This window comes from Siccibacter turicensis LMG 23730, assembly GCF_000463155.2.
GTDB classification, from domain to species: domain Bacteria; phylum Pseudomonadota; class Gammaproteobacteria; order Enterobacterales; family Enterobacteriaceae; genus Siccibacter; species Siccibacter turicensis.
The window spans coordinates 43790-66133 of record NZ_AWFZ01000048.1 but is presented as its reverse complement, the minus strand read 5'-3'; the positions used below and the strand labels follow the sequence as shown (position 1 = coordinate 66133).

Annotated in this window: 16 protein-coding genes and 2 tRNA genes; 8 read left to right on the top strand and 10 right to left on the bottom strand. The window is 58.9% G+C overall.

Annotated features, from left to right (window positions below; genetic code table 11):
• The first annotated feature begins 80 nt into the window (after positions 1 to 80).
• The 3 genes from DW58_RS15105 (at position 81) to xni (ending at position 3701) form a co-directional block, all read left to right on the top strand.
• Positions 81 to 1370 carry an HAAAP family serine/threonine permease gene (locus DW58_RS15105; RefSeq protein WP_024550683.1) on the top strand — a complete coding sequence of 430 codons (1290 nt, stop codon included), beginning with the start codon at positions 81 to 83 and terminating at the stop codon, positions 1368 to 1370.
• A 62-nt stretch (positions 1371 to 1432) separates the two neighbouring features.
• A complete protein-coding gene (locus DW58_RS15100) occupies positions 1433 to 2800 on the top strand; it encodes an L-serine ammonia-lyase (protein WP_024550684.1) in 1368 nt (455 codons plus the stop codon).
• Positions 2801 to 2939: 139 nt separating this feature from the next.
• Positions 2940 to 3701, top strand: a complete 762-nt coding sequence (gene xni, locus DW58_RS15095; RefSeq protein WP_024550685.1) for a flap endonuclease Xni — start codon at positions 2940 to 2942, stop codon at positions 3699 to 3701.
• A gap of 161 nt (positions 3702 to 3862) precedes the next feature.
• Here the strand turns inward: xni and rlmM are convergent, their stop codons facing one another.
• The 4 genes from rlmM to DW58_RS15075 form a co-directional block, all read right to left on the bottom strand.
• The gene (rlmM, locus tag DW58_RS15090) at positions 3863 to 4963 is read right to left on the bottom strand and encodes a 23S rRNA (cytidine(2498)-2'-O)-methyltransferase RlmM (protein ID WP_024550686.1); all 1101 of its coding nucleotides are present in this window, start codon (positions 4961 to 4963) and stop codon (positions 3863 to 3865) included.
• Positions 4956 to 5351: a DUF423 domain-containing protein gene (locus DW58_RS15085; RefSeq protein ID WP_024550687.1), complete on the bottom strand. Its 396-nt coding sequence runs from the start codon at positions 5349 to 5351 to the stop codon at positions 4956 to 4958. Before DW58_RS15085 ends, rlmM begins: the two co-directional genes overlap by 8 nt.
• A 45-nt stretch (positions 5352 to 5396) precedes the next feature.
• On the bottom strand, positions 5397 to 6314 hold the full coding sequence (gcvA, locus tag DW58_RS15080) for a glycine cleavage system transcriptional regulator GcvA (protein ID WP_024550688.1): 918 nt from the start codon (positions 6312 to 6314) through the stop codon (positions 5397 to 5399).
• 344 nt (positions 6315 to 6658) lie between these two features.
• On the bottom strand, positions 6659 to 6886 hold the full coding sequence (locus DW58_RS15075) for a YgdI/YgdR family lipoprotein (RefSeq protein ID WP_024550689.1): 228 nt from the start codon (positions 6884 to 6886) through the stop codon (positions 6659 to 6661).
• Between the two features lie 194 nt (positions 6887 to 7080).
• On the opposite strand from DW58_RS15075, the gene csdA reads away from it, so the two are divergent.
• A complete protein-coding gene (gene csdA / locus DW58_RS15070) occupies positions 7081 to 8286 on the top strand; it encodes a cysteine desulfurase CsdA (protein WP_024550690.1) in 1206 nt (401 codons plus the stop codon).
• Positions 8287 to 8730: a cysteine desulfurase sulfur acceptor subunit CsdE gene (gene csdE / locus DW58_RS15065; protein ID WP_024550691.1), complete on the top strand. Its 444-nt coding sequence runs from the start codon at positions 8287 to 8289 to the stop codon at positions 8728 to 8730. It abuts the gene before it with no gap.
• Positions 8731 to 8737: 7 nt separating this feature from the next.
• Here the strand turns inward: csdE and tcdA are convergent, their stop codons facing one another.
• Together tcdA and mltA are read right to left on the bottom strand one after the other, a co-directional pair.
• Positions 8738 to 9550, bottom strand: a complete 813-nt coding sequence (gene tcdA / locus DW58_RS15060) for a tRNA cyclic N6-threonylcarbamoyladenosine(37) synthase TcdA (RefSeq protein WP_024550692.1) — start codon at positions 9548 to 9550, stop codon at positions 8738 to 8740.
• Positions 9551 to 9624: 74 nt separating this feature from the next.
• Positions 9625 to 10731 carry a murein transglycosylase A gene (mltA, locus tag DW58_RS15055; protein WP_024550693.1) on the bottom strand — a complete coding sequence of 369 codons (1107 nt, stop codon included), beginning with the start codon at positions 10729 to 10731 and terminating at the stop codon, positions 9625 to 9627.
• Between the two features lie 203 nt (positions 10732 to 10934).
• Here mltA and DW58_RS15050 point away from each other — a divergent pair.
• Positions 10935 to 11011 (top strand) — tRNA-Met (locus DW58_RS15050).
• A 64-nt stretch (positions 11012 to 11075) separates the two neighbouring features.
• Positions 11076 to 11152: transfer RNA gene (locus DW58_RS15045), tRNA-Met, on the top strand.
• A 74-nt stretch (positions 11153 to 11226) separates the two neighbouring features.
• Here DW58_RS15045 and amiC read toward each other — a convergent pair.
• Entirely contained in the window at positions 11227 to 12471 is a 1245-nt protein-coding gene (gene amiC, locus DW58_RS15040; RefSeq protein ID WP_024550694.1) for an N-acetylmuramoyl-L-alanine amidase AmiC, read from the bottom strand.
• Positions 12472 to 12698: 227 nt separating this feature from the next.
• Between amiC and argA the strand changes: the two genes are divergently transcribed.
• Positions 12699 to 14030, top strand: coding sequence for an amino-acid N-acetyltransferase (gene argA, locus DW58_RS15035; protein ID WP_024550695.1), 1332 nt, complete (start codon positions 12699 to 12701; stop codon positions 14028 to 14030).
• 30 nt (positions 14031 to 14060) lie between these two features.
• Here argA and recD read toward each other — a convergent pair whose 3' ends face one another.
• Genes recD through ptrA form a run of 3 tightly spaced genes read right to left on the bottom strand, consistent with a single transcriptional unit; the run spans position 14061 to position 22332 of the window.
• Positions 14061 to 15905, bottom strand: a complete 1845-nt coding sequence (recD, locus tag DW58_RS15030) for an exodeoxyribonuclease V subunit alpha (RefSeq protein WP_024562360.1) — start codon at positions 15903 to 15905, stop codon at positions 14061 to 14063.
• Positions 15902 to 19447, bottom strand: a complete 3546-nt coding sequence (recB, locus tag DW58_RS15025) for an exodeoxyribonuclease V subunit beta (RefSeq protein ID WP_024549417.1) — start codon at positions 19445 to 19447, stop codon at positions 15902 to 15904. Before recB ends, recD begins: the two co-directional genes overlap by 4 nt.
• Positions 19444 to 22332 (bottom strand): pitrilysin, encoded by a 2889-nt coding sequence (gene ptrA / locus DW58_RS15020; protein WP_024549416.1) that lies wholly within the window; start codon positions 22330 to 22332, stop codon positions 19444 to 19446. The genes recB and ptrA overlap by 4 nt, the downstream gene beginning before the upstream one ends.
• Between the last annotated feature and the right edge of the window lie 12 nt (positions 22333 to 22344).

The window sequence follows — 22344 nt, the reverse complement described above, 5'->3', positions numbered from 1 at the left end:
AACAATTTTTCATATTGTTGACTGTTAAAATTTCGTTATATCTGACTATTGATCGCATTTACGTTCCTCCAGGAGAAAAAATGGAAAATATTCAAACCAGCACGGTTGCCTCCGTCGAAAAGACAAGCGGATGGCGCAAAACTGACACCATGTGGATGTTGGGCCTCTACGGCACCGCCATCGGCGCCGGTGTGCTCTTCCTGCCAATTAACGCCGGTGTTGGCGGCATGATCCCGCTGATCATCATGGCGATCCTGGCGTTCCCGATGACCTACTTCGCACACCGCGGCCTGACCCGCTTCGTGCTGTCCGGTAAAAACCCAGGCGAAGACATCACTGAAGTTGTAGAAGAACATTTCGGTGTGGGCGCCGGTAAACTGATTACCCTGCTCTACTTCTTCGCTATCTACCCGATTCTGCTGGTATATAGCGTGGCGATTACCAACACCGTCGACAGCTTCATTACCCACCAGCTGGGTCTGGTTTCGCCGCCGCGTGCGCTGCTGGCACTGATCCTCATCATCGGTATGATGACCATCGTGCGTTTCGGTGAGCAGATGATTGTGAAAGCGATGAGCGTGCTGGTGTTCCCGTTTGTGGCCGCTCTGATGCTGCTGGCCTGCTACCTGATCCCGCAGTGGCACGGTGCAGCGCTGGATACCCTCAGCCTGAGCGGCGCGACGACTACCGGTAACGGTCTGTGGATGACCTTGTGGCTGGCAATTCCGGTAATGGTGTTCTCCTTCAACCACTCCCCGATCATCTCTTCCTTTGCCGTAGCAAAACGTGAAGAGTACGGCGCGGGTGCCGAGAAGAAGTGCTCTAAGATTCTGGCCTATGCCCACATCATGATGGTGCTGACCGTGATGTTCTTCGTGTTCAGCTGCGTGCTGAGCCTCTCCCCGGCGGATCTGGCGGCGGCGAAAGAGCAGAACATCTCTATTCTGTCTTACCTGGCAAACCACTTTAATGCGCCGATCATCGCCTGGATGGCACCGATCATTGCGATTATCGCGATTACCAAATCCTTCCTCGGCCACTACCTGGGCGCGCGTGAAGGCTTCAATGGTATGGTGATTAAGTCACTGCGCAGCAAAGGTAAAACCATTGAAGTAAACAAGCTGAACCGCATTACCGCTGCGTTCATGCTGGTCACCACCTGGATTGTTGCCACGCTGAACCCGAGCATCCTGGGCATGATTGAAACCATGGGTGGCCCGATCATCGCGATGATTCTGTTCCTGATGCCGATGTACGCCATTGCTAAAGTTCCGGCGATGCGTAAATACAGCGGCCACATCAGCAACGTCTTCGTGGTTATCATGGGTCTCATCGCTATCTCAGCGATCTTCTACTCCCTCTTCAGCTAAGACTTCTGCGCCGCCGTCCGGCGGCGCCTTTCACACACCTTTTTACTTATCATGGATGCATCATGATTAGCGTATTCGACATCTTCAAAATCGGTATTGGCCCCTCCAGCTCGCACACCGTCGGGCCGATGAAAGCGGGTAAACAGTTCACCGACGATCTGATTGCCCAGGGCCTGCTGCATAAAACCACCCGCGTGGTGGTTGACGTTTACGGCTCGCTGTCCCTGACCGGTAAAGGTCACCACACCGACATCGCGATCATCATGGGGCTGGCCGGCAACCTGCCGGACACCGTCGACATCGACGCGATTCCGGGCTTTATTCAGGATGTGAACACCCACTCACGCCTGTCGCTGGCGCAGGGTCAGCATGAGGTGGCGTTCCCGGTGGATCAGTGCATGGTTTTCCACGCGGATAACCTGTCGCTGCATGAAAACGGCATGCGCATCACCGCGCTGGCTGGCGAGCAGGTGATCTACAGCCAGACCTACTACTCCATCGGCGGCGGCTTTATCGTCGACGAAGCCCATTTCGGGCAGAGCAACGAGACCGACGTCGCGGTGCCCTACCCGTACAACAGCGCCGCCGATCTGCAAAAGCACTGCAATGAAACCGGCCTGTCGCTCTCCGGGCTGATGATGAAAAACGAGCTGGCGCTGCATACCGCCGATGAACTGAACGCGCACTTCGCCCGTGTCTGGGACGTGATGCGCGGCGGCATTGCGCGCGGCACCACCACCGAAGGCGTCCTGCCGGGGAAACTGCGCGTTCCGCGTCGCGCGGCCGCCCTGCGTCGTATGCTGGTGAGCCAGGACAAAACCAACGCCGACCCCATGAGCGTCGTAGACTGGATCAACGTCTTTGCGCTGGCCGTTAACGAAGAGAACGCCGCCGGCGGACGTGTTGTGACCGCACCGACTAACGGCGCCTGCGGGATTGTTCCAGCGGTGCTGGCGTACTACGACAAGTTTATCCGTGAAGTGAATGCTAACTCGCTTGCCCGCTATATGCTGGCGGCCAGCGCCATCGGCTCACTTTATAAGATGAACGCCTCGATCTCCGGTGCGGAAGTGGGCTGTCAGGGTGAAGTCGGCGTCGCCTGCTCAATGGCAGCGGCAGGGCTGGCCGAGCTGCTGGGCGCCAGCCCGGCGCAGGTGTTTATCGCCGCCGAGATCGGCATGGAGCATAACCTTGGTCTGACCTGCGACCCCGTCGCCGGCCAGGTTCAGGTGCCCTGCATCGAGCGTAACGCGATTGCCGCCGTCAAAGCGGTCAACGCGGCACGCATGGCGATGCGTCGCACCAGCGATCCGCGCGTATGCCTCGATAAGGTTATCGAAACCATGTACGAAACCGGTAAAGACATGAACGCCAAATACCGTGAAACCTCACGCGGTGGACTGGCGCTGAAGGTTGTCGCCTGCGATTGATCCCTCTCACGCCTCTGCCCGTCACGGGTAGAGGCGCATTGATTTGCGAACCGCTTTCCCGTTTTACACTTCCCACCTGGCCTCACCCGGCCCTGACATGCCACACTTACGCCACTCAGTTATGCAGGAAGCGCTCGTTGTGTCTGTACATTTATTGATTGTTGATGCCCTCAACCTGATTCGCCGTATTCATGCGGTGCAGGGTTCGCCGTGCCGCGATGGCTGTCTTAGCGCCCTGGAGCAGCTGCTGGTGCAGTCTCAGCCCACCCATGCGGTGGCGGTATTCGATGACGAGGCGCGCAGCAGCGGCTGGCGTCATCAGCTGTTGCCCGATTACAAAGCGGGCCGCGCACCGATGCCGGACGATCTGGCGGCAGAGATGCCGCGTCTGCGCGAGGCATTCCTCGCCAGAGGCGTCGCCTGCTGGCACCTGGAGGGAAACGAAGCGGACGATCTGGCCGCTACCCTTGCGGTAAAGGTAGCGGATGCCGGTCACGAGGCGACAATCGTTTCCACCGACAAAGGCTACTGCCAGCTGCTGTCACCCCACATCCGCATCCGCGACTACTTCCAGAAGCGCTGGCTCGACGTGCCGTTTATCGCTGCAGAGTTTGGCGTTGCTCCCGCTCAGCTTCCGGATTTCTGGGGGTTAGCGGGGATCGGCAGCAGTAAAATAGCGGGCGTGGCCGGCATCGGCCCGAAAAGCGCGACGCAGCTGATTAACGCGTTCGGCTCGCTGGAAGCGCTCTACGATCGGCTGGCAGAGGTGCCAGAGAAGTGGCGCAAAAAGCTGGAAACGCATCGCGACAGCGCCTTTACCTGCCGCGAGGTTGCGCGCCTGAGAACCGATTTACAGCTCGACGGGAATTTACAGCAGCTACGGCTGACGCCGCGTACCTGAGGTGTAGTTGAGAAGAACGCGACGTCAGCGCGTGAATGCCGGCAAGAAATCGGGGGGAAAGTGACAGGTCAGCCCTGCCTGCGCGACCCCCGCGGTGATGCGGGGTGCGCAGACAGCGTGCGGCGCTTTAAACGTCAGACGTATAAGGGTAAACCGGCCACTCAACGCTCGTCGCGACGCCCGCCAACCGCGGCCCACATGCGCCGCACGTGCACCGTCACCTCTTCACGATCGTGATAGAGCTGACGCGCCTGAATCTGAGCGGCAATGCCCTGCGCATCGAGCTGTTCGCGCAGCGACGCCAGGTTCTGCGACACCTCTTCATAGCGTTTTTTCATCGGTAACTTGAGGTTGAAGATGGTTTCGCGGCACCAGCCGTTGACCAGCCACTGCGCCATCAGCGCCGTCACTTTGGCAGGCTTCTCCACCATGTCGCACACCATCCACGAGATGTTGTTGCGCGTCGGGCGATAGCGGAAGCCATCCTCCCGCAGCCAGGTAACCTGCCCGGTGTCCATCAGGCTCTGCGCCATCGGGCCGTTATCAACAGACGCCACCCACATGTTGCGTTTCACCAGCTGATAGGTCCAGCCGCCCGGGCAGGCGCCCAGATCCACCGCGTGCATGCCGTTGGCGAGACGCTCATCCCACTCGTCAGCCGGGATAAACACGTGAAACGCCTCTTCCAGCTTCAGGGTGGAACGGCTCGGTGCGTCGGACGGGAAGCGCAGGCGCGGAATGCCCATATAGAACGGCGAGTTGTTGGTGCTGAGCGAGTAGCCGGTATAGCAGCAGCCCGGCGCGATGAAAAAGACATGCACTACCGGGCGCTTCGGCGTCTCATAATTGGTCAACACCTTCGCCTCGCGCAGCGCAGCGCGTAGCGGCACCGTCAGCTTGCGGCAGAACTTCATCAGCTCTTTGCTTTCGTTGGTGTCGGCCACTTCCACGCGCAAATCACCGCCCTTCTCCACCACGCCCTGCAACATCCCGACGATCGGCGTAACGCGATCTTCAGGCGGCAAATCGGTCAGCAGTTCGCCGGCGACGAACATCTGGCGGGCAAAGATAAGCGAGCTGAACGGCAGATCGCGCACCAGCTTTTCCGCATCGTCGGTCTGATAGCACTCAAACACCACGTAACCGGACTGCTCTTTGACGCGTGCAAATCCGTAGACCTCAAGCCGTGCGGCCTTATCGGTAATCTCTGCCGCACACTCTTTTTCAAATCCCTGACGGCAGTACAAAATAACTTTATTCATTCACAGAGCCTTTACGCTTAAGACGCAGCGCGCCGATTAACATCAACACCCAACCGGCAAGGAAGCTGACGCCGCCAACCGGCGTCACGAAGGCCCACAGGCGCAGATGCGACAGCGCCAGACAGTAAAGGCTGCCGCTGAACAGCACGGTACCCAACGCCATAAAGACGCTGCTCCAGTAAAACCAGATGCTGATCCGGCGCTGCATGGCAACCGCCAGACCAAAAATAGCGAGGGTATGGAACGCCTGGTACTCAAGCCCGGTCTGAATCCATCCCATTTCGACAACGCCGAGCGTTTTGCTCAGCACATGCGCACCAAAGGCGCCCAGGGCGACAAAAATAAAGCCACTCACCGCGGCGAAAATCAGCATGAATCGGCTGGTCATGGTGGTTATAACCCTAAAGTAAGGCGTGCCGGGCACGCGAATCAGTTATTGCTCGTAGCGAAAGCGGAATTTTTCTTGTTCACTGGCCGCTTTCGCCAGGATCCATTGGCGGAAGGCCGCTATTTTACCCAGTTCTGCCTGACTGTCATGACAAACCAGATAAAAGGCATTTTTACTGACCAGCACGTCGTTAAACGGGCAGACCAGACGTCCGGCTTCTATCTCGGACTGCGCCATCACATTGTTCGCCAGCGCAACGCCCTGCCCGTGGATCGCCGCCTGCAGCACCATGGCGCTGTGGCTGAAGATAGGGCCTTGCTGAACGTTGATATGGGTAAGACCGAGCTGGCGCGTATAAGTTTGCCAGTCGCGACGCGACGCGTCATGCAATAACGTGTGCTTTTCGAGGTCCTGCGGCGTTTTCAGTGGCTTATCGCCGGTAAGTAACAACGGCGAGCATACCGGAAGCAAATATTCAGCATAAAGTTTTTCGACCCGCAGCCCCGGCCAGTTACCGCGACCGTAGAAAATCGCCACGTCGACATCGTCGGCCAGCTTGTCCTCTTCGCGGTCCACCGCCTGGATGCGCACATCGATTCCCGGATAAGCTGAGTTAAAGCTTGAGAGTCGCGGCACCAGCCAGTGAATGGCAAAACTGGGCAATAAACTGACGGTTAAGGCACCGCGCGCACTCCTCGCCTGGAGCTTGCGCGTGGCCTCATTGAGCTGGGAAAAGATCTCTTTGATATCCTGAAAATAGCTCTGCCCCTCTTCGGTGAGCAGCAGGGAACGGTTACGTCTGCGGAACAGCTTTATCCCTAAAAAGTCCTCTAATGACTTAATCTGGTGGCTTACTGCGGCCTGCGTGACGAAAAGTTCTTCGGCCGCTTTAGTGAAGCTCAGGTGGCGGGCGGCGGCGTCAAAAACACGTAATGCATTCAGTGGTGGTAATCGCTTGGACATGAGGTAAGGGTTCAATTGTTAACGGCAATTAACAAACAGGAAACAACAGGTTACCTATTAGTTTTTTTTATCTGAGCCATTATAAATTGTCCGTTGAGGTTGCACCAGCAAATACCTATAGTGGCGGCACTTCCTGAGCCGGAACGAAAAGTTTTTTGGGATGAGAGTTCTGAAGGGCTTTTGGCTTACGGTTGTGATGTTGTGTTGTTGTGTTTGCAATTGGTCTGACATTTCAGACCGCGGTAGCAAGGCTACCCCTTTTCACTTCCTGTACATTTACCCTGTCTGTCCATAGTGATTAATGTAGCACCGCATAATTGCGGTGCTTTTTTTTGCCCGTGGAATTAGTCTTCCAGCGCAACCATCTCTTTCACGTCAGTACGGTTGATCTGCTGCTTGTTACCGTTCGCATCTTTGTACTGGATCATACCGGTGTCGTTGTCGGTAGTCGGTTTACCGTCGGCTACGATAGTGCGTCCATCGTTAGTGTGCATGACATAGTTCGGGCTGGAACAGGCCGAAAGAGCAAAGGTCATCATACATGCAGAAATTACAGCGGCTGCCTTATTCATAATTCTTCTCCTTGTAGACATTAATGCTATGTGCGCCTCTTATTCTTAAGAGGCCAGAACACTCACCTGACACTTTTCAGCATAACCTGCTTTTAAGACTCTGCCAGGGAAAACGGATAAATCCGATGGTTATCAATCACCTTGTACGTCCGCGCAAAATGGGCGACGATCGGTGTAATGACACGAGGAATACCATGAAATCATTTAATCCGGCTCGGTTTCGCGAGCAGTTCCCGGCGCTTGCCGATGCAGGCGTCTACCTCGACAGCGCGGCCACCGCGCTAAAACCGCAGGCGGTAATCGACGCCAGTCACCAGTTTTACAGCCTGAGCGCAGGCAGCGTACACCGCAGCCAGTTCACTGAGGCCCGGCAATTGACCGAGCGATATGAGGCCGCGCGCGGCAGCGTCGCCGCGCTGCTTAACGCCCCGCAGAGCGAGAGCATCATCTGGACCCGCGGTACCACCGAAGCCATCAACATGGTGGCCCAGTGCTGGCTGCGCCCGCGTCTGCAGCCGGGAGATAACATTATCGTCAGCGAAGCAGAGCACCACGCCAACCTGGTGCCGTGGCTGATGGTGGCGCAGCAGACCGGCGCCGAGGTAGTGAAACTGCCGCTTGGCCCGGACAGGCTGCCGGATTTAACGGCGCTGCCCGACCTGCTCACCGCGCGCACCCGGCTGCTGGCCATCGGCCAGATGTCCAATGTGACCGGTGGCTGCCCTGACCTGGCCCAGGCCATTGGGCTGGCGCATGCCGCCGGGGTAAAAGTGATGGTCGACGGCGCGCAGGGGGTGGTGCACTGCCCGCCGGACGTGCAGCAGCTGGATATCGATTTCTACGCCTTTTCCGGCCACAAGCTTTACGGCCCAACCGGGATCGGCGTGCTGTACGGTAAACCGGAACTGCTGGAGGCGATGACGCCGTGGCTGGGTGGCGGGAAGATGATCGTCCGCGTCTCCTTCGACGGCTTTGAAACCCAGCCGCTGCCGTGGCGCCTGGAAGCCGGCACGCCAAACGTGGCGGGGGTTATCGGTCTGAGCGCCGCCCTGACGTGGCTGCGCGACATTGACCTGAACGAGGCCGAAAACTACAGCCGTGGCCTGGCCACGCTGGCGGAAGCCGAACTGGCCAGGCGTCCCGGCTTTCGTTCGTTCCGCTGCCAGGACTCCAGCCTGCTGGCGTTTGATTTTGCCGGTATTCACCACAGCGATCTGGTTACGCTACTGGCCGAATCCGGCATTGCGCTGCGCGCCGGGCAGCACTGCGCCCAGCCGCTGCTGGCGGCGCTTGGCGTTAGCGGCACGCTGCGCGCCTCCTTTGCGCCCTATAATACCCAACAGGACGTCGAGGCACTGGTAAACGCCATCGACCGGGCGCTTGAAATTTTGGGGGAATAAATGACCAGCACAACACTCGCCGGGCATCCGTTCGGCACCACCGTCACCGCACAGACGCTGCGCCAGACGTTCGCCCCGCTGACCCAGTGGGAAGACAAATACCGGGCGCTGATCCAGCTTGGCAAGCAGCTTCCCGCCCTGCCGGAGGACGTCAGGCAGCAGACCACGGAAATACCGGGCTGTGAAAATCGGGTGTGGCTGGGGTATCGCCGCTCGCCTGAAGGCACGCTGCACTTTTACGGTGACAGCGAAGGACGCATCGTGCGGGGGTTGCTGGCGGTGCTGTTAACCGCCGTGGAGGGGCAGCCTGCCGCCACGCTGCGCGACGCCGATCCGCTCGCGCTGTTTGATGAGCTGGGGCTGCGCAGCCAGCTGAGCGCATCGCGCAATCAGGGGCTGGCGGCGCTGGCAGCGGCAGTCAGGCAGGCGGCGAGCCAGCCGTAAGGGTTGACTACGCGGCGGCGTCGCGCGCCGCTTTCGCCAGCAGCTTTTTAAGGGCGTGGGACACGGCAACAAAGCCAAAGGTAGCGGTGACCATGGTGGCCGCGCCAAATCCCGAGGCGCAGTCCATGCGTTTCGGGCCTTCCGCCGTACTTTTCGCCGCACACACCGAGCCATCCGCCTGCGGATAGACCAGCGCTTCGGTGGAAAACACACAGTCTACGCCAAGCTTGCCCTTGCTGTTCTTCACCACGCCAAAATCACTTTTCAGCCGCTCGCGCAGCTTCGCCGCCAGCGGATCCTGAATGGTTTTTGCCAGATCCGCGACCTGGATCTGGGTGGGATCGATCTGCCCGCCCGCGCCGCCGGTAGTCACCAGCGGGATCTTGTAGCGGCGGCAGTAAGCGATAAGCGCCGCTTTAGGGCGCACGCTGTCGATGGCGTCAATCACATAGCTGAAGCCCTGATTCATCAGCGTGGCGACGTTGTCCGGCGTCACGAAATCATCCACGACGGTTACGCGGCACTCCGGATTGATCTGCCGAATGCGCTCCGCCATTACTTCGGCTTTAGCCTGGCCCACGGTTTCCCGCAGAGCGTGGATCTGCCGATTGGTGTTAGTGACGCACACATCATCCATGTCTATCAGCGTGATGGCACCGATACCGGTCCGGGCCAGCGCTTCCGCAGCCCATGACCCTACACCGCCGATACCGACCACGCAGATATGGGCCGCCGCAAAGTGGGCCAGCGCGGATTCGCCATATAAACGTGCCGTACCGCCAAAGCGCTGGCGCCATGCGTCGGTGAGAACTACAGACATGAAAACCTCTGGGAATATTAAGTCGTGTCGAAACGGGGCACGCACGACGGAGGGAGGCCCCTCCGTCACGCCGATCAGCCGCTAAAGACGTTACCGGTTCCACCAGTGCCGGGGGCGTTTTTCAGCACCCATACGCGGCCATAATGGTTATACCAGCCGGCACGATGCCCGGCGTCCGGGCCAATGCCCTGATAGATGTCAAAGTGCTGGCCTTTAATTGCTCCGCCAACATCCAGCGCCACCATCAGGCGAAGCTCATATTGTCCGTTAAATTTTCCGTTATTGTCCAGCAGCGGCACTTCAGCCAGCAGGGTGGTGCCCGCCGGAATGATTGAACGGTCTGACGCCACCGAGGCGCGGCCAATCAGCGGCACGGCGCTGGCGCCTTTCACCGGAGCATAGGACTGCGGTTTAAAGAACACAAAGGACGGGTTCTGCTCCAGCAGTTCGCGCACTTCCGCCTCGCTGTGGGTTTCCCCCCAGTGGCGAATCGCCTGCATCGACATATCTTCCCGCTTCACTTCCCCGCGATCGATCAGCACTTTGCCGATGCTGCGGTAGGCATGGCCGTTCTTGCCGGCATAGGCAAAGAAATTGAGCGGGCTGCCGTCGCCGAAATCGATATAGCCGCTGCCCTGTACGTCCATGATGAAGTTATCCATCAGGGAGTTGCTCCAGGCGATGACGTAGTTTTCACTCAGCGCCCCGGCGTAGATCTCCGCGCGTGACGGCAGGCGACCGCGCTTCGGCGGCATACGGTAGATGGGGTACTGGAATTCACCCTGGCGGGTATGGCGCGCCTGTATCACCGGCGTGTAGTAGCCAGTGAACTGTACGTTACCGTAGCGGTCGGCCCCTTCCATCTGCCAGGCATTAATACCGAACTGGTTCAGGTTACGGGTATCGCCCCCGGCGCGTAGCCACTCCTGCACCGCGCTATAGATGTTGTTCTGGCTGCCATAGAGACGCGGCGAGGCGCTGCGGATCTGGTTCACCTGCTCATAGAAGTCGCCGGCGTTAATCGGCGCACCAACGGCGTCCGGCTGGTTAACTAACGAAAAAGGCTGTGTGAATTTACCGTCGCTGTACTGCTGCCCGCGGTCGGTAGGCTTAGAGGTACAGGCGGCAAGCAGCGCAATCATTGCCCCTGTTAACAGATAGTGTGCCCAACGTCCTTTCATGATCTCTCCGGAATTTTCACGGCGTGCGAAGGAAGATAGCAAACCGTACCTGGGATTGAAATGTGAAGCCGCTGCCGCGCGGCAAATGCGCCTGATAATTGAACAAATGGCCGGATAATTAGCCAACCTGAGCCAAACTTCGAGATTTGTTGGAAAAAAGGGTTGCATCAAAGAGCGAGCGGAGTATAGTGCGCTTCCACGGACGCGGGGTGGAGCAGCCTGGTAGCTCGTCGGGCTCATAACCCGAAGGTCGTCGGTTCAAATCCGGCCCCCGCAACCAATTACGATGCTGGCATCAGCCAAAAGCACGTAACAGTAAGTGAAGTAAGATGTAGTTAGACGGACGCGGGGTGGAGCAGCCTGGTAGCTCGTCGGGCTCATAACCCGAAGGTCGTCGGTTCAAATCCGGCCCCCGCAACCAACTACTGATAAATAAGCACCCTTACGGGTGTTTTTTTATGCCTGCTATTCAGCGCCGCCGCAAAAAACGGCGCGTTATCCGCGCCGTGCCATTCTCGCCCCATCGGCAAAATAGGCTTCAATCCCTGCCAGAATAGATTCCGCCACCTGCTGCTGAAACGCCGCGGTGCGCAGCTTCCGCTCTTCCTCAACGTTACTGATAAACGCCGTCTCCACCAGAATCGACGGGATCTCTGGCGCTTTCAGCACCGCAAACCCGGCCTGATCGACGCTGTTCTTGTGCAGTTTGTTAACCCCGCCCAGTCGTTTAAGCACCTCTTTACCAAACTTCAGGCTGTCGTTGATGGTCAGGGACTGCACCATGTCGAACAGCGTGTGGTCGAGGTAGCGGTCACCGCTCTTGCTCACCCCACCGATGAGATCCGCGGCGTTCTGGGTCTGGGCCAGGTATTTGGCGGCGGTACTGGTCGCGCCCTTCGTCGACAGCGCAAATACCGACGAGCCGCGCGCGGCGCGGTTGGTAAACGCATCGGCATGGATCGACACAAACAGATCCGCCCGTTGCTTCTGGGCTTTAGCAACGCGCACCTTCAGCGGGATAAACACATCCTCGTTGCGCGTCATAAAGACCTTCATGTTGGGTTTCTTTTCAATCAGCGTGCGCAGACGGCGGGCAATCTGCAGCACCACATCCTTCTCACGAGTTTTGTATTTGCCGATGGCGCCGGGATCTTCCCCCCCGTGCCCCGGATCGATCATGATGACGATCGGACGGTCGCGCCCCGCCTTGCCTGGCTGCGGCCCGGACGGCGTTTTTTTCTCCAGCTCGCCCTTGTTGTAATCTTCAAGCAGCGCCAGCAGCGGATCCTCGGAGTGATCGCCGTTCGCCGGATAGAGATCCATCACCAGGCGCTCTTTGAACTCTGCCACCGGTGCCAGGGCAAAAAGCTGCGGAGAGACGTTCTGCTTCAGCTCGAACACCATTCGTACCGTGTTAGGGTCAAATTGCCCGACGCGCGCCGACTTAATAAAGGGATCGTCGCTGCGGATCTGGTTTCCAAGCCCTTTTAATACCGAGTTAAGGCTGATGCCTTCGATATCCACCACCACGCGTTCGGGGTTGCTCAGGGCAAACTGGCGGTACTTCAGTACCCGGTTGGATTCGATAGTGACACGCGTATAGGTTGATGCAGGCCAGACGCGGACGGCAATGATCTGGCTCGACGCCGCATGGCCGACCTGACTGACGCTTAGCAACCACATTGCCCCCGCCCCCTGCAACAAATGACGGCGGCTTACGCCTGAGTTGGATCCTGACATGCCACTCCCGAATAAATAACCTGAAATGCTGCGTACATTCTTAAAATTGGAGGAAAACTTTAGCGAAAGGCGCTAACGCTGTCATCTATTAAAGGGTAAACGTTATGTCACATCTCCTTCACGCGTAAGGCTTATCCTGAGGCAGGAATAAAATTCGTGCTTGCACCCTCGGCGATAAAAGAATAAAAATACAAAAATTACGAATAAAAATTCAATGAGGGTGTGCCGTGGTTAAGGAGCGTAGAATCGAACTGGTGCAGGGATTCCGCCATTCAGTTCCTTATATAAATGCCCACCGGGGCAAGACGTTTGTCATCATGCTGGGCGGCGAAGCCATTGAGCATGAAAACTTTTCCAGTATCGTCAACGACATCGGCCTACTGCATAGTCTGGGTATCCGGCTGGTGCTGGTTTATGGCGCCCGTCCCCAGATTGACGCCAACCTGGCGGCGCATCATCACGAGCCGGTTTATCACAAGCACACGCGCGTCACCGATGCCAAAACCCTTGAACTGGTTAAGCAGGCCGCGGGTCTGCTGCAGCTTGATATCACCGCACGCCTCTCCATGAGCCTGAACAACACGCCGCTGCAGGGCGCGCATATTAATGTGGTCAGCGGTAACTTTATCATTGCCCAGCCGCTGGGCGTGGATGACGGCATCGACTACTGCCACAGCGGACGCATCCGCCGCATTGATGAAGAGGCGATTCACCGCCAGCTCGACAGCGGCGCCATCGTGCTGATGGGGCCGGTGGCGGTATCGGTCACCGGCGAGAGCTTCAACCTGACGTCAGAAGAGGTCGCCACCCAGCTTGCCAGCAAGCTGAAGGCGGAAAAAATGATCGGTTTCTGTTCCTCACAGGGCGTAACCGACGACGACGGCAACATCATTTCGGAGCTGTTCCCCAACGAGGCGCAGGCGCGGGTGGAAGCGCTGGAAGAGAAAGGCGACTATCACTCCGGTACGGTGCGCTTTCTGCGCGGGGCGGTGAAAGCCTGCCGCAGCGGGGTTCGCCGCAGCCATCTGATCAGCTATCAGGAAGATGGCGCCCTGCTTGAAGAGCTGTTCTCCCGGGACGGCATCGGCACGCAGATTGTAATGGAGAGCGCCGAACAGATTCGCCGCGCCACGATCAATGACATCGGCGGCATCCTTGAGCTGATTCGCCCGCTTGAGCAACAGGGGATCCTGGTCCGCCGCTCCCGTGAACAGCTGGAGATGGAGATCGACAAGTTCACCATCATTCAGCGGGATAATCTGACTATCGCCTGCGCCGCGCTCTACCCCTTCCCGGAAGAGAAAATCGGTGAGATGGCCTGCGTGGCGGTGCACCCCGACTACCGCAGCTCGGCGCGGGGAGAAGTGCTGCTCCAGCGCATTGAGCTTCAGGCGAAACAGATGGGGCTCAGCAAGCTGTTCGTGCTGACGACGCGCAGCATTCACTGGTTCCAGGAACGCGGTTTTACCCCGGTGGATATTGATTCGCTGCCGGAAAGTAAAAAAGAGATGTATAACTATCAGCGTCGCTCGAAGGTGCTGATGGCGGACCTGACCTGATATTAGCCGGGCTCCTTCGGGAGCCCTGTGCTATTCCTGCGCCTCAAAAATCGCCATTAATCCGCTGCGCCGTTCAATGCGCGTATCAATCGCCTGCTCCAGCACCCGCTCGCTGGCATAGAGCGAGAGCCTGCTGCGCGCCCGGGTGATGGCGGTATACACCAGTTCACGCGTCACTACCGGAGTAAACTGCGTTGGCAGCACCAGCGCCGCGTGATCGAACTCCGAGCCCTGTGACTTGTGCACCGTCATGACCCAGGCGGTTTCGTGCGCTGGCAGTCGCCCCGGCTGCACCGACTTAATGGTGCCGTCCGGCATCGGGAACCAGACGCGCAGTCCCTGGCCGCGATCGAGCGCGATACCAATATCACCGTTGAATAACCCAAGCGCGCTGTCGTTACGGGAGATCATAATCGGCCTGCCCTCGTACCAGCGTGAAAGCGGATCGACCTGTATACGGCGCTTGCGCACCAGCACCTGTTCGATCTGCTCATTCAGCCCTGATACACCAAACGGACCGTCACGCAGGGCGCACAGCACCTGGAAACGGCTGAAGCCGGCCAGCACGGCCTCGGGCGACGCCTGCTGCTTCACGGTCTCCAAAAACGCCTCGTAGCTTTGCGCCAACGCCTCTACCATCGCCACACACTCCTCGCGGCTGTGCAGGGGATGCAGTGCGATGTCGGCATACCCCTGCTGCAGAATGGTGTTCACCGCCAGGGTATCGCTGCGGTTCACCGCCGAGGCCAACTGGCCGATGCCGGAGTCACTCCCGAAGCGGTAGCTCTTTTGCAGCAGGCACAGCGCATCACGCAGCGGCCCGGCTCGCCGCCCTTCGCCGGTCGGCAGTTCGCAGCCAGTGATGCGCTGTAGCTCGCCCGCCCGGGCAGAGGTGTAACCATGGCTGGCAAAATGGCACACGTCGCCCAACACCGCGCCCGCTTCAACCGAAGCCAGCTGATCGCGATCGCCTAAAAAGATCACCCGCGCCGCAGGGGGAAGCGCCTCGATCAGCCGCGCCATCATCGGCAGGTCGATCATCGACGCCTCATCCACCACCAGCACATCAAGGTGAAGCGGGTTCGCGGCGTGATGACGCAGACGCTGGCTACCGGGCTGGGCGCCCAGCAGGCGGTGAAGCGTGCGCGCCTCCGCGGGAAACAGCGTTTTCTGCGCCTCGTCAATCGGCAGCTGGCTCAGCGCCTTACCGAGCGATTCAGTAAGACGCGCCGCGGCCTTACCGGTCGGCGCAGCCAGCTGGATACGCGGCGGTTTGCCGTTCGCCATCTGCACCAGCGCTGCCAGCAGCTTGGCTACGGTGGTAGTTTTTCCGGTACCCGGCCCGCCGGAAATCACCGAGATGCGCCGGGTCAGCGCCACCGCCGCGGCCACTTTTTGCCAGTCGGGCGTCTCCTGATCGGGAAACAGCGCGTTAAGCGTGGCGGCCAGCCTGACTTCATCATGCTCCACCGGCTGGTTGCCGTCCCGGAAGAAGCGCGCCACGCACTGCTCATTGCGCCACATGCGGTTCAGATAGAGGCGGTCGGCGATAAGCTTGAGCGGCGCAGGCGTTTCCTCATGCTCCTGCGCCACCGCCACCGAACGACACAGCGTGTCGCGCCAGTCCTTGGGCGCCCCCGCCTCGCTGAACAGCGCCTGCGCGAGGTCCGGGTCACGCCATGCGAAACAGCGTTGCGGGTTCAGGCGCGCCAGCGGCAGACAAACGTGCCCTTCGCCGGCATCAAAGCTCAGCTGCGCGGCGGCAAGCATCAGCGCCGGTTCATCTTCGCCGGCGATCATCATGGCGAACTGCGCGTCCAGCGCACGCAGCCACTTACGTTCTACGGCCTGCAACAGCAGGTGGCGCATCTTCATAACGCTTCCTCGGCGGATTCACCGGCAAACAGCTGGTCCATTTTTTCAATCAACGCGCGTTCCGGGCGGGTGGAGAAGATGCCCTGTGATAAGCCGTCGCCCTCCACGCCGCGTAAAAAGAGATAGATGACGCCGCCAAAGTGGCGGTCATAGTCGTAATCGGCCATACGGTGGCGTAAATAGCGGTGCAGCGCCAGAGTATAGAGCTGGTACTGCAGGTCATAGCGGTGCGACTGCATCGCGCGCGCCATCGCCTGCCCGGTATAGGCCTCGCTGCTCTCGCCCAGCCAGTTTGATTTGTAATCGAGCAGGTAATAGCGCCCCTGCCAGCGAAACACCAGATCGATAAAGCCTTTCAGCATGCCGCGCACCTGGCGAAAGTTGAGCGGCGGGCAGCCCGCCGAGAGCGGATCGTGCTGGCGGATCGCGGCATCCAATTTCTGCGCCTGCAACGGCGAGGCAATGGGCAGGTAAAACTCCAGCTCGACCTGTTTCTCCCGGGCGCTGAGCTGGCGCAACGATACGCCGGTCTCGTTAAGCGGCGCCTGCAGAATGTTTTCAAGCCAGTCGGTCAGCACCGGCTGCCAGCTTTCATCATATCCACCGAGCTGTAACTGCTCTGCCACCCACAGGGGATCGACCGGCTGCGTGAAATCCAGGGTTTCAAACAGGCTATGCAAAAACGTACCCGGTGACGCACCGCGCGGGAAGGTGTGTGCCGACAGCACAGGGCGTTCCGTCGGCTGCGCTTCTCCGGCGGCGTCCAGATCCAGTTTTGGCATCAGGTCCTGCGCTACGCTCGCGCCGTGCTGTTGCAGGCCCGAGTAGCTGGTGACTCGCCAGTCATCAATGACGTTACGCGCCAGCGCCCGCGCGCCCAGAGGGGATGCTTCTCGGGCTGGCGGCAGCCAGGGCGAATCGTCCTCGGTGTGCGGATATCGCAGCGCAACCGGCCCCTCGCAGAAGGCCTCAAGGCAGCTGACAAGCTGTGAGGCGTCCAGCGCGTCGCCCTGTTGCAGCAGGCGCCCAATCGCGCTCTGGTGAAAATGAGTCGGCCCTTTTTTTGCCCCCCGGCCACGAAACAGCGGGGCAATCCCCAGGCTGCAGTGCCAGATGGAGCGCGTGAGCGCCACGTAAAGCAGGCGAAGATCCTCTGCCAGCCTTTCGGCTTCCGCCAGTTCAATGCTCTGCGGATTTTTGTCGAGATCCAGCACCGCTTCAAAAGTTGTGCGGTCGTGATAGAACGCCTGGTCCTGCTCGCGGAAGTTGGCGATAAACGGCAGCCAGACCAGCGGATACTCAAGCCCTTTGGATTTGTGAATGGTGACAATCTGGACCAGATGGCGGTCGCTCTCGAGGCGCAGCTGCTGGCTTGACGCGTTGGCATCCGGCTCGGCAATGTGCTGCGCCAGCCAGCGCACCAGCGCATGTTCGCTGTCGGTCTGGGCGGAGGCCTCCTGCAACAGCTCGCTGAGGTGCAGGATATCGGTCAAACGGCGCTCGCCGCCTGGGGTCGCCAGCAGATTTTCCGCCACCTGACGGTGGGTCATCAGCGCACGCAGCATCGGCATAACGCCGCGCTTAAGCCAGAGTTGCCGATAGCCGTCAAACTCCTCTACCAGCGCATCCCACGCCTGTTCATCGTTATTCAGCAGTTCAATATCCACGGCGGTCAGGCCGAGCATGCTGGTTGCCATCGCGCTTCGCAGCGCGTTCTCGACTTCAGGCGCCAGCACCGCCTGGAGCAGCCACAGCAGCTCCAGCGCTTCCGGCGTGCTAAAGACGCTGTCGCGGTTCGAGAGATACACCGAGGGAATGTTCAGCGCGTAGAGCGCGTCGCGAATCAGCGCCGCTTCATTACGGCTACGCACCAGCACGGTGATATCCGACGCCGCGACCGGACGAGCCGTTTCACCGCGCCACAGCAGTGCCTGCCCACGAAGTCCGGCGGCAAGCCAGTCGCGGATCTGGCTGGCGCAAACGCGTGCCATGAAATGTTGGTAATCACTTACTCCGACGCCATCGCCCTCCATCAGGCAGAGCGCCATCGCCGGCTGGGTTTCATTCATCAGGGTAAAACGCAGCCCGCTGTTTTTGGGCGCCGCCTTCACTGACAAAAACGGTATCTCGCTGAACAAGAAAGGATTGTCCATGCGGGTAAAGAGGCGGTTCACGCTCTCGATCATCGCTGGCGAGGAGCGCCAGTTAGTATCAAGCGTGTAGTGAGCACTAACTTCACTACGGGCTTTCATGTAGGTGAAGATGTCCGCGCCGCGGAAAGCGTAAATCGCCTGTTTCGGGTCGCCTATCAGCAGTAGCGCGGTTCCCTCCTGGCCATGCCAGATACCATGGAAAATGCGGTACTGCTGCGGGTCAGTGTCCTGGAATTCATCGATCATCGCAGCGGGAAAACGGGTGCGGATCGCGGCGGCCAGCGCCTCGCCCCCCGGCTGTTGCAGCGCATTGTCGAGACGGCTTAGCATATCGTCGAAGCCGAGCTCACCGCGTCGACGCTTCTCTTTTGCCACCGTGGCACGTATTTCTGCCATCGCCCGGGCGATCACCAGATCGCGCAGCGTCAGCGGCTGGGCCAGCAGTGCATCAATAGCGCTGAACAGCGGATGCCGTGGCGGCTCGCCACCCTCTTTGGTTCGGCTGTCGAGAAAACTCTGGGCAAACTTACCCAGCGCCTCTGGGGGCGTGTAGCTGACGGTGCTCTCCTGTGCCCAGGCATTGACCTTATCTATGTATCCCGCCTGGTTTTTACGATTAAACCGCTGACGGTTGATACCCGAATTTTCTATGAGCGCATCAAGCTCGGGCTGGGCTTCACGCCAACGGGCCTTCACGTCGTCAATCAACGCCACCAGCTTTTCATGTCGCGCTTCGATGGTTTCGTCATCGCCAGGCGGCGTTTTAATGCGTGGCGCTTCGCCGCTGAGGTAAAAGTTGATGTCACGCAGCAGCTCGTCCGGGCCTGACCAGGTTTCACTGATCACCTGCGCGATAGCTTTTGGCAGCGGGTAGCAGTGACGACGCCAGAAATCGGCGCAGGCCTGATAGCGCAGCAGGGACTCATCTTCGATTAGCCGTAGCTCAAAGGGCATGCCGGACTCGAAGGCGTTGAGGCTCAGCATGCGCTGACAAAAACCGTGGATAGTGAAGATGGCGGCTTCATCCATCTGACGCTCGGCCAACAGCAGCGTTTTTGCCGCGTGAGGTTTATCGTCAATCTCCGCCAGCAGACTGTCGTACAGCGGGTTATCGCTGTAGCCCCGTACGCAGGCTATGCGCAGTTCGTGAATATTGGCGCGAATACGGCCACGCAGCTCCTCAGTCGCCGCTTCGGTAAAGGTCACCACCAGTAGCTCTTCGACCGACAGCGGGCGAGGAAACGCATGGCTGCCGCCCAGACCGAGCAGTAACCGCAGATAAAGCGCGGCGATGGTAAAGGTTTTACCAGTCCCCGCAGACGCCTCGATAAGCCGCTCACCAAGTAGCGGCAATCGTAGAGGATCGAGAGGTTCTGCGGTGGTGGTCATTTTTTAGCGCTCATCAGAGGTAATGTTTGTTGCAGGCCGCTGATGCTGTCCCAGACCTTCCAGCCCTGGGGCGCGGCATACCCCGCCTTGCCCGGCTGCTGGCCGGAAATCTGCGAGAGAATCGCCATACCCTGCGGAGCAACCACTGCCTGGTGGAAGAAATCAGCCAGCTTTTGCGGCGTCAGCGTTTTAATCTCCGCAACCACGTTGTCACGAGAATCGAAGCGCATGTTACCACGGTCAAAGTCTTTACTCAGTTGCGACGCTTCTTCGCCCAGTGTTTGCGGCGCCTGCAGCATTTCGTTAATGACACCCTGCTTAATCTGATTAAAGGTTGGCTCGTCCAGGTTTCGCAGGCGTTTTTCTACGTCCGGGAAAAAGGCCTGATAGCGCTGCCAGAGGAATGCCGGCTGCTTATCGCTGCTTTGCAGCAGGAACCCCATGCCCCACTGGCGTCCGACGCTCATCGGGAAGGCAAACACCGCATAGCCCAGCTGCTCCTCGGTACGCAGCTGGGTATAGAACCACGGCTGCACTATCTGCCCCAGCATGGCGCTATAGGCTGCGCTGCGCGCCTCGCTGAAGCCCGTCGGGACAAAAACAGCGGCGAGCGCAGAGTCGGTCGTGCTACCCGATTTGTTAAACAGGACCTGCCGGGCATTATCCACTACCACGTCGTCGTTGCGGCACCACGCGTTGCCCTGCGATCCCAGCGTTGACTTCACGTCGCGCGCCAGCGTGATTGCCTGCTCCGGCGTCATGTTACCCACCACCATAAATTCAGGGCGGGTGTTGGTTTTCAACATCTCGCGGTACTCCATTACCTCCTTGAGCGTAATGGATGGCAGCTGGGCACGGCGCTCGTCACGCTGGTAGTAGGGCACCTGGGAGAGCATCTGTACCGGCATAATCGCTTGATCGTAGGCTTTGCCTTTTTCCGCGGAATCCATCATCTGCGTATACCAGGATTTGGCCTGCGCCAGCTGCTCGTCAGTCGCCTGGTAGCTGAAGTAGCCTTTCAGCAACGCCTGATAGAGTTGCGGCAGACGCTGGGTGTAGCCGTTAGCGTTGACCATCAGACCATTGTTGGCATTGGTGGAGAAACTGATGCCGCCCACCGCAGCCTGATTGCTCAGCTCATCCAGCGCCAGCCCCGCAAGGTAGTCGTTAAGCGCGAACAGCACCTGACGACGCGCGCTGTTCATGGCGGTTGGATTACGCAGCACCACCGACACGTCAGCACGCGGCTCACTGGCGAAATAGTGGCTGGGGCGATAAATCACCCGCAGTCCTGGCTCGTCCACCAGCAGTTCAGGCTGGGACGGCTTCTTAACCGGTTTGATCAGCGAGAAATCATCCGGGATGTAAGGGTTAAGGGTTGGCAGCGCCAGGGTAATATCGGCAGCTTTTTTCTGCCAGTCACGCAGCGTGGCGGTAGGTATTTTTTCGACCTGGTATGGCGCTTCAACAAAATAGGCCATTTTGTTGTGCGGCTCGTTTGGGCTGATATACCAGATGCGCGCATTTTCCGGCGTCATCATGTTCAGCCGCGCGTTGATGGCCTCTGGCGCATAGCGATCGGCGATGTTGACCACATCGAGCGTATGTTCAACCGGCACCCTGATCATGGTGTCAGCCAGCCACTCCACGTAGCTCATATCCCGCGTGATGGAGGGGTAACGAAAATCGAGGTCCAGCACATGGGCAAGCTCGTCGAAATAACGCTTATCGATGCCTTTTTCACGCAGCAAATTCAGGTAGCTAAAGATGGCAGCCACTACCTCATCACGCTGCGCCAGCCCTTTATCGGTTAATGCAACCGAAATGGCAAACACGCCGCTATTACCTGTCACCACCGGATCAGAGTCTGCGCGAATACCTTCCGCCAGGCCTTGTGACTGCAACCAGTCTGAGAGCGTGCCGGAAGTGCGATTGCCAATCAGGTATCCAATCAGCTCATCGGTCTTACTGCGAAACCGATCGCTGTTATTCGGAATGCGAAACTCCACGCGCACCACTTTACGCGGCTGGGCAGGCACATAATGCAGAATGAGGCCTTTCTGCTTATCGGTTACCACCGGAACGGTAATTTCGGGTCGTTCAATGGATTTGTTCGGAATACGCCCCCAGCTGGCCGCTGCGATTTTCGCCTGCTCGTCCAGGGACTTATTGCTGTAGATGACCGCTTTCATGATATTGGCGGAGTAGTACTTCTCATGAAAGGCGAGCAGCGCGTCATGCACCGGGCTTCCGGGCTTGTCGCTTAGCGTTTCCAGATTACCGCCGGAGAAGCGCGCGCCGGGGTGGGCCGGGTTAAGGGTTTCGGCGCTGACCTGCGCCATGCGCATCCCATCCCGGGAGCGAGCCAGCGTCAGCTCTGCGTTGACCGCGTTGCGTTCACGCTGGGCGTACTTTTTCGCCAGCAGCGGTTCGGCAATGGCATCTGCAAGCCGGTCAACTGCGCCTTCCAGCGCGTCGTTCTCGACTTCAAGATAGTAGGCGGTTCGATAGGGTGCAGTACTGGCATTATGGCTGCCGCCGTGCATCTTGAGATATTCAGAGAGCGCGTCGGGTTGAGGATACTTTTTCGACCCCATCAGCGACATATGTTCCAGATAGTGAGCGAGGCCCGGGTGCGTATCGGGATCCTGCAGCGATCCCACCGGCACAACCAATGCTGAAAGCGACTTCACAGCCTGAGGATCGGACACCAGCAGCACAACCATGCCGTTATCAAGGCGGATGGCCTGGTACTGACGATTATCCTTTTCGCTTTTCCTGATCGTTTCCTGTAGCGGCTGCCAGCCAGATTCGGCCTGACTCAGCGGTGCCCAGAGGGCGAAAGACAACAGACATGCGTTAATCCAGGTGCGGTACTCAGGCATTCATAAACCTCA

Excerpts from the sequence above, each read along its gene's own strand:
- DW58_RS15085 (WP_024550687.1), bottom strand. The coding sequence starts at position 5,351 with ATGACCAGCCGATTCATGCTGATTTTCGCCGCGGTGAGTGGCTTTATT.
- csdA (WP_024550690.1), top strand. The coding sequence starts at position 7,081 with ATGAAATCATTTAATCCGGCTCGGTTTCGCGAGCAGTTCCCGGCGCTT.
- gcvA (WP_024550688.1), bottom strand. The coding sequence starts at position 6,314 with ATGTCCAAGCGATTACCACCACTGAATGCATTACGTGTTTTTGACGCC.
- rlmM (WP_024550686.1), bottom strand. The coding sequence starts at position 4,963 with ATGAATAAAGTTATTTTGTACTGCCGTCAGGGATTTGAAAAAGAGTGT.
- csdE (WP_024550691.1), top strand. The coding sequence starts at position 8,287 with ATGACCAGCACAACACTCGCCGGGCATCCGTTCGGCACCACCGTCACC.
- DW58_RS15075 (WP_024550689.1), bottom strand. The coding sequence starts at position 6,886 with ATGAATAAGGCAGCCGCTGTAATTTCTGCATGTATGATGACCTTTGCT.
- tcdA (WP_024550692.1), bottom strand. The coding sequence starts at position 9,550 with ATGTCTGTAGTTCTCACCGACGCATGGCGCCAGCGCTTTGGCGGTACG.
- DW58_RS15105 (WP_024550683.1), top strand. The coding sequence starts at position 81 with ATGGAAAATATTCAAACCAGCACGGTTGCCTCCGTCGAAAAGACAAGC.
- ptrA (WP_024549416.1), bottom strand. The coding sequence starts at position 22,332 with ATGCCTGAGTACCGCACCTGGATTAACGCATGTCTGTTGTCTTTCGCC.
- DW58_RS15100 (WP_024550684.1), top strand. The coding sequence starts at position 1,433 with ATGATTAGCGTATTCGACATCTTCAAAATCGGTATTGGCCCCTCCAGC.
- mltA (WP_024550693.1), bottom strand. The coding sequence starts at position 10,731 with ATGAAAGGACGTTGGGCACACTATCTGTTAACAGGGGCAATGATTGCG.
- recB (WP_024549417.1), bottom strand. The coding sequence starts at position 19,447 with ATGACCACCACCGCAGAACCTCTCGATCCTCTACGATTGCCGCTACTT.
- recD (WP_024562360.1), bottom strand. The coding sequence starts at position 15,905 with ATGAAGATGCGCCACCTGCTGTTGCAGGCCGTAGAACGTAAGTGGCTG.
- amiC (WP_024550694.1), bottom strand. The coding sequence starts at position 12,471 with ATGTCAGGATCCAACTCAGGCGTAAGCCGCCGTCATTTGTTGCAGGGG.